The sequence below is a fragment of the Gemmatimonadaceae bacterium genome, from assembly GCA_016720905.1.
Classification (GTDB): Bacteria; Gemmatimonadota; Gemmatimonadetes; order Gemmatimonadales; family Gemmatimonadaceae; genus Gemmatimonas.
In genome coordinates this window covers 25,169-36,993 of record JADKJT010000025.1, presented here as the reverse complement: position 1 = coordinate 36,993, position 11,825 = coordinate 25,169, and the positions used below count along the sequence as shown (strand labels likewise).

Sequence of the window (11,825 nt, the reverse complement as noted above, 5' to 3'; positions counted from 1 at the left end):
ACGACCGCGTTGCGCTTGATGCCCAGCGGGCGATTGAACACGATCGCATCGCCGTCCACGAAGTAGCTCTTGGCATCTTCGTACGTCTTGTCGATCAGCATGCGCGCTTCGCCACCGTCGGCGGGCACCGGATGGGCCAGCGTCACCCGGATGTACTGCTGCGTGCTGTCAGAGACACGTACCCCGCCGGCCCGGGCCACCGCGGCACCCACCACTTCGAACATCAGCGGCTTGCCGGTGGCGCGATCACGCACCGATTCATCGGTCGCGATACTGCCGGCGCGAATGGCATTGAAAAAGTGCGTGGCGCCGGCGGTCGTGGCGGTCACGTCGTAGAGAATCCGGAACTTTCCGGTGCCCGGTGCCAGCAGCTCGTAGCGCGTGTAGTCATCCGCCTGCGTTTGACGCGGCGGTGCAACGGCGACCTGCCCATGCGCCGGGGAGGCGGGCCCAAGGGCCACGCAGCACAACAACCCGATGAGGAGACGTTTCATGGTTCTATGTTGCACGCGGCGCGGTATACTTCAAGGGCATTCATGGGTCGTTGGCCGTTCTGGGCGGCGCGACACCGACAATTTCCGAGGCATCAAGTGACCGCACGTCGAATTTCCCCCGCCTTGCTGATCGCCCTGACTGCCATCCTGGCACTGGTGATCGTGCCCATGTCCACCGGGTTGGTGGTGGATCTGTGGTGGTTCCGCGAGATCGGATTCGAGATCCTCTTCACCCGCACGTTGTTCAGCCGAATCCTGTTGTTTGTTTCGGTCGCGGTGGTGGCGGGTGGATTGATCCATCTCAATCTCGCGTTGGCCCAGCGAGGGGTGGTTCCGGACAGCGTGGGCCTGCGACTCCGCACCGCACAGGGCGAGGTCACCATCGATGTCGCCTCGCGACTTCGCCGACTGTCGCGCCCGGTGGCCATGATCGTCGGAGTGTTCTTCGGACTCGGCGCGAGTGCGCTGTGGGATGTCGTGCTCCTCGCCGTCAACCAGACGCCATTCGGCACCACCGACGCGGTGTTCGGCCGCGACATCGCGTTCTATGTGTTCACGATGCCGGCGGTCTCGGCCATTCTGGGCGTCGTCGCCAGCCTGGCAGTCATTTCCCTGTTGGCGACCACCGCGGTGTACTTCGTTCGCGGTGATATCGTCCTGATGCCACAACGCCTGCGCATCGAACCGTCGGCGGGAGTGCATCTGTCCGCACTGTTGGCGGTGCTCTTCATCGTCTGGGCCCTGCAGCTCTGGTTTGTCGACACCGCCAGCCTGCTCTTTTCGAATACCGGTCCGCTGGTGGGGGCCAGCTACACGGATATGCACGCCACGCTGCCGGCTCTGCGCATCGCGGCCGTGACGGCGATACTGGCCGCCATCGCGGTGGTGGTGGGCGGAGTACGTCGTCGACTGGGGATGTACGCGGGAATGGCGATCGCCGCCTATCTGGCCGTGTCGCTGATCGGTCGCGGCTTGGTGCCGACGCTGCTGCAGAAGTTCGTGGTCGCGCCCACCGAGCTGACGCGTGAGGAGCCGTACCTGGCGCATCATCTGGAGGCGACGCGCCGCGCGTGGGGCATTGATCAAGTGGAAGTGCGCGATATCGGTGGCGAGGCCAACCTGACGCTGGAGAGCATCCGGGCCAACGCGCCAACGGTCGACAACGTGCGACTCTGGGATCGGGAGCCGCTGCTCCGCACCTTCAGTCAGATCCAGGAAATCCGCACGTACTACGACTTCGTTTCGGTGGACGACGACCGCTATTGGATTGACGGTCGCTATCGCCAGGTGTTGCTGGCACCACGCGAACTCAACTCGGCGTCACTGCCGACGCGCACGTTCATCAACGAACACCTCACGTTCACGCACGGCATGGGCCTCACGCTGAGTCCCGTGAATCAGGTGACCAGCGAAGGCCTGCCCGTGCTGTTCGTGAAGGACTTGCCGCCGTCGACGACCGGATCACTGCGGGTGACTCGGCCGCAAATCTACTTTGGCGAGCTCACCGACCAGTTTGTGTTCGTCAACACGAAACAGAAGGAATTCGACTATCCGGCGGGTGACCAGAACGTCTACCGCATCTACGACGGGAAAGGCGGCGTGGTCGTGGGGGGACTGTGGCGACGGCTGATTTTCGCGGCGCAGTTCGGGCAATCAAAGATCCTGTTGTCGGGTGACATTGCGGCCGACAGTCGTATCCTGTATTACCGCAACATCGTTGAGCGCGCGCAGAAAGCGTTCCCGTTCCTCCATTTCGACCGCGATCCGTATATGGTGATCGCGGCGAATGGCTCGCTCCAATGGATTCTCGACGCCTACACGGAGACGGGGCGATACCCGTACGCGTATCGCGCGGGGGACGGCACGACGTACATGCGCAACAGTGTCAAGGTGGTCATCGACGCGCACGACGGGACCGTGACCCCGTGTGTCGGAGCCCAATGACCCGTTGATTCAAACGTGGGCGAAGATCTTTCCGGGCGTGTTTCAGCCGCTGGAGAAGATGCCGGCCGATCTGCGCGCGCACTTGCGCTACCCCGACGAGCTGTTCCGCGCGCAGACGGCACGGTTCGTCACCTACCACATGAACACGCCCGCGACGTTCTACAACCGCGAAGATGAGTGGCAGGTGCCGGTGGTCACGCGCAACGATCAGGCGGTGCCATTCATGCGGCATATCGTGATGCGATTGCCCGACGAGAAGGACGCCGAATTCATCTACATGGCACCATTCACACCGCGGGGAAAGGACAATCTGGCCGCGTGGATGGTGGCACGGAACGACGGCGCCAACTACGGCAAACTCCGCGTCTATCGCTTCCCGCGACAAAGCCTGGTGTTCGGGCCGCGGCAGATCGAGAATCGCATCAATCAGGACACCGACATCTCGCAGCAGGTTTCGCTGTGGGATCAGCGCGGTTCGCAGGTCATTCGCGGTGACCTGCTGGTGATTCCCATCGACAAGGCGCTGCTGTATGTGCAGCCGATGTATCTGCAGGCCGAAGGGGGCCAGATTCCGGAGCTCAAGCGCGTGGTGGTCGCATATCAGAATCAGGTGATCATGCGGGAAACACTGGACGCGGCGCTGTCGGCCATGTTTGGTGGTCAGGTGGATTCGAGACGTCCAACGGTGGTGGCCGCGAAGGACAGCGCGGCCATTCCGGCGGTGCCATCCGCCGCCGGCGTGGTGGATGCAGCGACACGGTTGACGATTGCCGAAGCGCAGCGACGCTATCAGGCGGCCATCGATGCGCAGCGAAAGGGGGATTGGGCGCGCTACGGCGAGGAGATCCGTCAACTGGGGGTGCTGCTGGAAAAGCTCGGAGGGTCGCGCCCGCAGTAGGATCATCCATGCGGGCGCCGGATTGACAGTGTATCGGCGCGGTGCCCAATTCTCCGGCATCTCCTTCCGGATGTCTCGCATGCGTGAACGTCACACGGCACGTGCCTTCGCTGGCCTGGCGATCGCTGGCCTGAGCCTGACCATCAGTAGTGCGGCAGTACCCGTACCCGTTGGCGCGCAGACGGCCCCGCGCGGGCGGCCGCTGACGATCGAGGACTACTACCGACTCAAGACGGTGGGGGCGCCCGAACTGTCGCCCGATGGACGATGGGTGTCGTACACGGTCAGCACGCGCGTGGAGGACACCAACGGCACCGTGAGCGAAGTATGGCTGGCGGCTGCCGAACGGCTGGGAATGTCGCGACGGGTGAGTGCTGCCGGCGCGAACGCAACCGCGCCGTCGTGGGCCGAAGACGGCTCATTGCGATTCGTCGTGGGTTCACGCACCCTGCGAGTCCATCCCGCACAACCCGATCGGATGGACACCGTCGCCGGCGCATCGAACGGCCGCGCCACACCACGCGAGATGCCAAGCCCCGACGGCAAGTGGATCGCCACGGTGCGCGATGTGCCGCCCCCGAAACGTGAACGCGTGTTCGCCTCCGAATTCGAGAAACGGCACGACGAGCGCTTCAAGGGCGTGCAATTCGACTGGATGGACTTTCATCGCGATGGCGCGGCGTTCCCAACGCCCAATGTGCGCGATCCCGAGGTGAGTCCACCGCAGGAGATTTATCTCACCCCCGTCGCCAGTGGTGAGGCACGCGCGCTGACCGCGCTGGGCCTCCGCCCCACGGATGTGCAGTGGAAGCGCGATGGCGCTGGCCTGCTGTTCAGCGCCGATTCCACTTATCGCAATGAGCGAGTGTACGGACGTACGGACGCGTGGACCGTGTCCACCAACGGGCAATTGCACCGTCTCACCACCAACAACGACTACGACTACAACGGCGCCCTGCTTTCACCCGATGGACAGTGGGTGCTGTGCACTCGGCAACTCACCACCGATGTTGTCATTGCGCGCCAGCTCGATCACGGCGGCGCGACCGACCTGGTGATCATTCCCACGGCAGGTGGCGCCGAGCGTGTGCTGACCGCCGACTGGGACTACTTGCCCGCCAACGCGGTGTGGAGTCCCGACAGCAAGGCGGTCTACTTCACCGGCGGCGTCGGTGGCACGCAACATCTCTTTCGCGTGGCCCCAAACGGCGGACCGGTGCAGGCCGTCACCACCGGTGAACGTCGCGTGAGCGGCATCAGCTTTGACCGGGCATTCTCGCGCATGGCGTATCTGGTGGGCCGTTTCGAGGCGCCGTCCGAAATCTGGGTGGCCGATATCGACGGCTCACACGAAGTGCCGGTGACACAGGTGCACGCGCCGCTGGTCAGCACGCTGGCGCTCAGCACACCAGAACGGCTGCGCTTCTCAAGCGCTGACGGCACGCCCATTGAAGGCTGGCTCACGTTTCCGCTGGGCTACACATCAACAGGTGGCCCGTATCCGTTGGTGGTGAGCAATCACGGCGGTCCGCACAGCGCCATTGAATACAACTTCAACTTCAAGAACCAGTATCTGGCGGCCAACGGGTACTTCGTGCTGGAGGTCAACTTCCGCAGTTCCACGAACTATGGCGAGCAATTCCTGTGGGGCACCTGGGGCGCCTGGGGCACGAAGGATGGCCAGGACGTGATGGCCGGCATCGATCATGTGCTGGGTCGGTTCGCCATCGACCGGCGGCACGTGGCCACCATCGGGCATTCCTATGGCGGCTTCATGACCAACTGGCTCATTACCCAGTATCCCGATCGATTTGCGGCGGCGATTCCCGGCGCAGGCATCGTGAACTGGACCAGTGACTATGGCAACGCCGACATCCCGCGCACGAAGGAGACTGAGTTCTACGGGGCCCCCTGGGACGCCAAGGCGCGGGAGATCATGATCCGACAGTCACCCCTCACCTATGCCGACCGGGCCAAGGCCCCCACGCTGTTCATCAACGGGGAGATCGACCAGCGGGTGCCGTACTCCGAGGCGCAGCAGATGTACGTGGCCCTCAAGAAGAACGGGGTCCCCACGCGCATGATCCAGTACGCCGATCAGCCGCACGCGATTGGCGGATTGTGGAACATCGTGCATCGCATGCTGAACGAGCGGCAGTGGCTGGATCGCTGGCTCAAGCCGGTCACCCCGTCCACAACGCCCTGAGCACCGTGCGCGTCATCTCACGTCAATCCACCAACACTATGCGGTCACTCGTCGCGCTTCTCCTGCTCGCTGTGTCCACTTCGGCAGGCGCCCAGGTCAACTACGATACAGTGCAGGTGCGCCCGGTGCAGTTGGCGCCCGGGGTGCACGTGCTGTTCGGATCCGGCGGCAATATCGGTGTGTCGATCGGCGATGACGGCGTCTTCATCATTGATGATCAGTTTGCACCGCTGACACCGAAGATCCTCGCCGCCATCCGGACGCTCACTGACAAGCCGGTGAAGTTCGTGGTCAACACCCACTGGCATTTCGACCACACCGGCGGGAATGAGAACTTCGGGAACGCGGGTGTGCTCATCATGGCCCATGACAACGTGCGCAAGCGGATGTCCACCGAGCAGTTCATGGCGGCCATGAATCGCCGGGAGCCGCCGTCGCCCAGGGCCGCGCTGCCAGTGGTAACCTTCAACGACGGGGTCACGCTCCACCTCAATGGGGATTCGGTCATGGTAACCCATGTGGCGCCGGCACACACCGACGGTGACGCGATCGTCCACTTCCTGAAGGCGAACGTGATTCACATGGGGGATGTGTTCAACAACGCGGGGCTCCCGTTCATTGACCGCTCCAGCGGCGGCTCGGTGCATGGCGTGATCAGCGCCGCAGACAAGGTCTACGCCATGAGCAACGACCAGACCAGAATCGTTCCGGGCCACGGTCAGGTGACCGATCGCAATCGCCTGAAGGCATGGCGGGATGCCGTCTTTACCGTCCGGGAGCGGGTGCAACGGGAGGTCCGGGCCGGGAAATCCATTGACCAGGTGCTGGCCCTCAAGCTCACCGCCCCCTATGAGAAGGAGTGGCCGGGCGGTCATGAGCGATTCCTGCGGGCGGTATTCGAGGAGCTGGCTCGGAACTGAGCTAGCGAACAACCTTCGAACTCACTGAGTCGTTCCGGCTGGCTTTCCGGAATTCCCTGACTGACGGCGGCCCTCCGCGGTGACGATGCTAGAGCGTCCCTTCACGCGGAGCAAGCCATGCCTATCTGTCGTGCACAGTGCCGGACTGCCCGGACCGGCGCGCTTGCCATCCTGCTGTGTGCCGTGGCGACCCCACTGTCGGCACAAAGCAGTCTCGAAGAGGCGATTCGCCAGTTTGGCACCACGAACATCAAGGGCTACATGCAGCCCTTGGCGGATGCACTCACTGCCAGCCTCAGCAGTGGGTATTTCGCCAACGCCGCCCCGTCCATGAAAGGAGGGTTTTCGCTGGAACTGGTGGGAGCCACCACCATGATCTCCACCAGCATGAAGACCTTCACCACCCTGACCCCCACGGGCTTCCAGCCTTCGTCGTATAAAACCCCGACGGTCTTTGGGGGCACGGCCCCGGTGCAGAATCACGCGAGCCTGTCCGGCATTGCCTATCGCACCTCCGACGGGATTCTCGACGCCAGCATCTTTCCCGTGGCCATCCCGCAAATTCGCGTGAGTGGCGTGCTGGGAACGGAATTGGTGGTGCGGTACTTCAGTTCCTCGTTCATGTCGTCACTCTATCCCGACGAGGACCTCCCCACGCTGTCGATGTACGGGATAGGCATTCGCCACGGACTCAATCAGTACTTCAAGGACCTCCCGGTCGACATCGCGCTCAGCGGGTCGTATAGCGTACTCACCTTTGGTGATCTCGCCGACGCCACCGGTCTCACGTTTGGCGCGAATATCGGCAAGGACCTGGGCGCCCTTTCTGTGATGGGTGGTGTGGAATCGTCCGGCGGCACGATGAATCTCCAATACACGTCCACCGATCCGCAGGCGACCACTCCCGCGGTGAATGTGGATGTGACCGCCAAACGACAGGTCCGTTTTGTCGCGGGGGCCACGCTCAACGCCAAGCTGTTCAAGCTGTTCGGCACGGCGGGCATCGGTTCGTTCACGTCCTATTCGGCCGGCCTGCGGTTCGGCCGCTGATTCGACACTGACTCGTCTTCATACGGCGAAGGCGGTGTCCGCCTTCAGGAGTTCAGGATGCTTCGACGCTGGAAGACTCACCTGCTGCTCGCGACCGCCACGATGATCGTGATGGGCGCGAAGTGCTTTTCCATCACCGATCCGCTGGTCGTGACGCTCAACGTCAAGGACATCAAGCAGACGTACAACATCACCGCCGGGGCGGTCAACTTCAATAATCCCCCCAACTGCGTCACCAAGACCGCCAGTGACTACATCGATTCCAAGTACGAAGTGCAAGGAGCGCGCTTCGTGGATGCGACACTGCAGACGGTGGGTGCCTACACCGGCAACATCGTGAGCGGCGCGGTCACCGTGAACGGCACCACCGTCGTCACCTACTCGGGGCCGTGGACGTCGTTCAACACCCCGCAGTCGATCCTCACCTCGTCGCTGCTGGTGCGCAATCCGGCCGGTGTCTCGGTGCTGCTCAATGCCATCCAGAACAAGGGCTCGATCACGCTGTGTGACGGCGGCCAGTTCTCGTCGGCCGCACCGTCGGGGTTGTCCGTGTTGACGGCTATCTATGCCCAGGTGGATGTGACGCCGTAAATACCATGCCGTGAGCCCGCACCGTGTGCCTTGTGCAGCGGTGCGGGACTCACGCTCCAGCGACGAAGGCTGGAGCCGCGTGGGAAGTGCGACGTAGGAGTTTTCCGCATTGCCTGGCGTGACGAGTGCAGACACCGTTGCCACATGCGTCAATTGACAATGGGCGCGTGTGTTCTTGGCGCCATCATCCTGTCGGCCTGCAGTGCCACGCACATCGTGCGGCCGCTGCCTCGAGGCACCTCCGCGTGGACCACGTCGCTTGGCGGCCCGTTTCTGCCGGACGCGGTGCCAACCAAGCTGGTGCCGTATCTCTCGGTCGGCTGGCAGCATGGGGTAACGGATGATCTCACACTCGGCGGTGCCGTGCATGGCACCATGGCGGCGTTCGGTGTCGCCGGCGGCGAACTTGCCGCGACGCGACAGTTTGCGTCACAACACGCGGCGCGGCCTGCCGTCGCGGGCACGGCGCAGGCGTATCTGTTTGCCGGCAAAGGCGGCGCGCGCGTGTATCCATCGGTTGGCGTGGTGGGCAGTTGGCGCGCCGGTGAGCGTGCACTGGTGTACGCCGGTGGCAATGCCATCGCGCAGTTCTCGGGCACGCCGGCCCTGCTGATCAACCCGCTCTTCGGTATACAGCGCACCGTGACGCGTCGTGCGGCGCTCCAGGCGGAGTTCAAGTGGATGGCCGCCAATGCGGATACGCGTGCCGGTGTGTTTGAGGGAGAGTCGAGTGTGCGCGGCCGCGGAGTGATGGCGCTGCAACTTGGGCTTACCCTGCGCCGAGGCCGTGTCCCATGATCGCCGCGCGCCGCATCTTCCACGTGATCGTTCTGGGCGCCCTGACCGTGTCCTCCGCCTGCTCGTTGGACGCGTTCCTGTTCAACGAGCGACATCTGGATTCGTACAACCTGTCCAGCCGGGTCATCCCGGACTCGCTGCGGATGGAAGGCGAGTGGCGTGTAGGCGATGATCGCGTGGCGTATGCCATGGCCCGGCGCCCGGGCACCACGCCGCGCTTCACGATGCTGTTCTGTCACGGTAACAAGGAGAGCATGGAGCAGTACTGGGATCGCGTCGAGGCGTTCTGGCGCACCGGTTTCGACGTGCTCACCTTCGACTACCGCGGATTCGGGCGCAGCACAGGGACCTCCAGCGAGGCCACCATGCGAGCCGACGGCGAAGCGGCGCTGGCGTTCCTGCGCGCCCGCGGCGTGGCCGATTCGTCGCTGGCCATCAACGGATTCTCGCTCGGAGGCGTGTGCGCCATTCATCTGGCCGCGCACGTCGTGACGCCGCGGGCGCTGATCGTGGAGAGCGCGTTCACCAACAGCGAAGGGCTGGTGCGCAGCGGTACCATCCTCGCCGTGCCCGGTGAATGGCTCATGCGTGATCGGTACGACAATCTGGCGGCCATCCCGCTCGTGTCGGCGCCCACCCTGCTGTTGCACGGCGATGCCGACACGTTCCTGCCGTACGCCTTCAGCGAATCACTGTTCGCCGCCAGCCGAGCGACCATCAAACGCCTGATACGCATTCACGGCGGGAATCACACGGATATCCCACTTGTGCTGGGACCGGATGAATACGCGCAGCTGATTCACCGATTCGTGCTGGCGCCCTCAAGCAGCGGTGCTACGGTCTTGCCGTTACCGGCGCCTTGACGTCACTGGTCGGTCGGATCGTCGGGCACCACCGCCGTGGCCTCAATCTCCACCAGGGCGCCCGGTTCAATGAGCGCACTCACTTGCACAGCGGACATCGCGGGGTAGTGGCGTCCGATCACCTCACGATAGGCCTCACCCAACCTTTGGGCGTTGGCCACATACGCGCCGCGGTCAACTACGTACCACGTCAATCGCACCAGATGCTCGGGGCGCGCGCCGTCGCAGGCCAGCACGTCCACGATGTTGCACAACGCCTGACGGGCCTGCGCCACCAGATCGGTACTCACCAACTGCTCGCGGGCATTCCAGCCGATCTGTCCGGCCACATGCACCAGTCGGCCACGGGCGGAGATGCCGTTGGCGTACCCGCGCGGTCGCGGCCATCCCTCAGGTTGCAGCGTCCGATGTATCACGGAGTCTCCTTCAACCGAAAGCGTTGCAGCTTGCCGGTATCCGTTTTGGGAAGTGCCGCCACGAACTCGACGAGGCGAGGATATTTGTACGGGGCGATGGTGGCTTTCACGTGCTCCTGCAGCGTGCTCACCAGCGCGCCGCCAGCGTCTTCATGTCCGGGCTTCAGCACGACAAATGCCTTCACCGCCTGTCCGCGCTCAACGTCTGGAACACCAATCACGGCGCACTCCAGGACGGCGTCGTGCTGCAACAGCGCCGCTTCCACCTCTGGCGCGCCGATATTGTACCCCGACGAAATGATGAGATCGTCCGTGCGGGCCTTGAAATACACGTACCCGTCGTCGTCCATCGTGCAGGCGTCACCGGTGAGGTTCCACCCGTGTTGCACGTAGCCGGTTTGTCGCGTGTCGGCGAGATAGCGGCACCCCGTGGGGCCGCGCACGGCCAGGCGTCCCACCACCCCACTGGGCACCGGTCGCAAGTCGTCGTCAAGAATGGCCACTTCGTAACCCGGGACGGCCCGACCAATGGCGCCGGGACGCACGTCATCGCCCGCGGCCGCGATGAAGATGTGAATGAGCTCCGTCGCTCCGATGCCATCGAGCATCTCGACACCGGTGGCGTTGCGCCACAATGTGCGCGTGGCATCGGGTAGTGCTTCACCCGCCGACACGCTGGCTCGCAGTGACGTCGTGTTGAATCGCCCCGGGTGCTGCGTGATGGCCAGCGCCATGTGGCGATAGAAGCTGGGTGCGGTGAAACAGACGGTCGCGCCGGTGGCGGCCACCGCGTCCAGCAGTGCCTCAGGCGTGGCCCGCTCCATCAGCACCGCACTCCCGCGCACCGCCAAGGGAAAGCACAACAACCCGCCCAGTCCAAAAGTGAACGCAATGGGTGGCGTGCCAATGCAACGGTCGCCGGCACCAATGTGCAGCACCTGCGCCGCAAAGCCTCGGCACATCGCCATGACATCGCGATGGAAATGCATGCACCCCTTGGGCACGCCCGTGGTTCCCGACGTGAACGCAATCAGGGCCACGTCATCGCTGGCCGTCTGGCACGCGGTAAATGGCTCGTGGTGATGGGCCATCGCCAGTTCCAGCCGATCGGCGCCATCACCACCCCACGTCCGCAAGGCCCGCACCCCATGGGCGCCCACCGCCGCACTGGCGAGATCGTCCAACAGCCGCACGTCGCACAGCGCCGCGCTGCACTCCGCGCGCTCGATCACCACGCGCAATTCCGTGGACCGCAGCATCGGCATGGTCGTCACGGCCACCATGCCGGCCTTTACCGTTGCCAGCCACGCCACCGTCATCCAGCGGCCGTTGAAGCCACGCAACAGCACGCGATTCCCCGCCACCAGCTGCAGGTCATGCACCAGCACGTGCGCGAGCGCGTCCACCTGTTGTTGGAGCTGTGCATAGCTGATCTCCTCCCAGCCGCCATGGCCATCGGGAGTGACCAGCGCCACGCGTTCGCCGCATCCTTCCTCAACCGCGCGATCAAGCAGTTCCACCGCCGCGTTCAGGCGCGGCGGCGCATCGTACACGCCTTCCAACGGCATCACTGGCCATTGCTCAGCGGGCGGCAGCTGCGCGCGCGCGAATCCGTCGATGTGGCCGCTGGGGTGCAGGCGCATGG

The 11,825-nt window shown here is 64.0% G+C and carries 11 protein-coding genes; 8 read left to right on the top strand and 3 right to left on the bottom strand.

The window, feature by feature from the left end:
* Window positions 1-494, bottom strand: a 494-nt coding sequence (locus tag IPP90_16310) for a hypothetical protein (GenBank protein MBL0172252.1), incomplete at its 3' end; no start/stop codon positions are given.
* A gap of 96 nt (window positions 495-590) precedes the next feature.
* Here IPP90_16310 and IPP90_16305 point away from each other — a divergent pair.
* The 8 genes from IPP90_16305 (at window position 591) to IPP90_16270 (ending at window position 9,764) form a co-directional block, all read left to right on the top strand.
* Window positions 591-2,438, top strand: a complete 1,848-nt coding sequence (locus IPP90_16305; GenBank protein MBL0172251.1) for a UPF0182 family protein — start codon at window positions 591-593, stop codon at window positions 2,436-2,438.
* Window positions 2,422-3,336, top strand: a complete 915-nt coding sequence (locus IPP90_16300) for a UPF0182 family protein (GenBank protein MBL0172250.1) — start codon at window positions 2,422-2,424, stop codon at window positions 3,334-3,336. The genes IPP90_16305 and IPP90_16300 overlap by 17 nt, the downstream gene beginning before the upstream one ends.
* 79 nt (window positions 3,337-3,415) lie before the next feature.
* Complete coding sequence (locus tag IPP90_16295) at window positions 3,416-5,542, top strand: S9 family peptidase (protein ID MBL0172249.1); 2,127 nt, start codon at window positions 3,416-3,418, stop codon at window positions 5,540-5,542.
* A gap of 38 nt (window positions 5,543-5,580) precedes the next feature.
* The gene (locus IPP90_16290) at window positions 5,581-6,462 is read left to right on the top strand and encodes an MBL fold metallo-hydrolase (protein MBL0172248.1); all 882 of its coding nucleotides are present in this window, start codon (window positions 5,581-5,583) and stop codon (window positions 6,460-6,462) included.
* Between the two features lie 117 nt (window positions 6,463-6,579).
* Window positions 6,580-7,512: a hypothetical protein gene (locus IPP90_16285; GenBank protein ID MBL0172247.1), complete on the top strand. Its 933-nt coding sequence runs from the start codon at window positions 6,580-6,582 to the stop codon at window positions 7,510-7,512.
* A 57-nt stretch (window positions 7,513-7,569) separates the two neighbouring features.
* Entirely contained in the window at window positions 7,570-8,103 is a 534-nt protein-coding gene (locus IPP90_16280) for a hypothetical protein (protein MBL0172246.1), read from the top strand.
* A 144-nt stretch (window positions 8,104-8,247) separates the two neighbouring features.
* Window positions 8,248-8,901 (top strand): hypothetical protein, encoded by a 654-nt coding sequence (locus IPP90_16275; protein ID MBL0172245.1) that lies wholly within the window; start codon window positions 8,248-8,250, stop codon window positions 8,899-8,901.
* Window positions 8,898-9,764 (top strand): alpha/beta fold hydrolase, encoded by an 867-nt coding sequence (locus IPP90_16270; GenBank protein MBL0172244.1) that lies wholly within the window; start codon window positions 8,898-8,900, stop codon window positions 9,762-9,764. The genes IPP90_16275 and IPP90_16270 overlap by 4 nt, the downstream gene beginning before the upstream one ends.
* Before the next feature lie 2 nt (window positions 9,765-9,766).
* On the opposite strand, the gene IPP90_16265 is transcribed toward IPP90_16270, so the two are convergent.
* Entirely contained in the window at window positions 9,767-10,177 is a 411-nt protein-coding gene (locus IPP90_16265) for a RidA family protein (GenBank protein ID MBL0172243.1), read from the bottom strand.
* A complete protein-coding gene (locus tag IPP90_16260) occupies window positions 10,177-11,817 on the bottom strand; it encodes an AMP-binding protein (GenBank protein MBL0172242.1) in 1,641 nt (546 codons plus the stop codon). The genes IPP90_16265 and IPP90_16260 overlap by 1 nt, the downstream gene beginning before the upstream one ends.
* Between the last annotated feature and the right edge of the window lie 8 nt (window positions 11,818-11,825).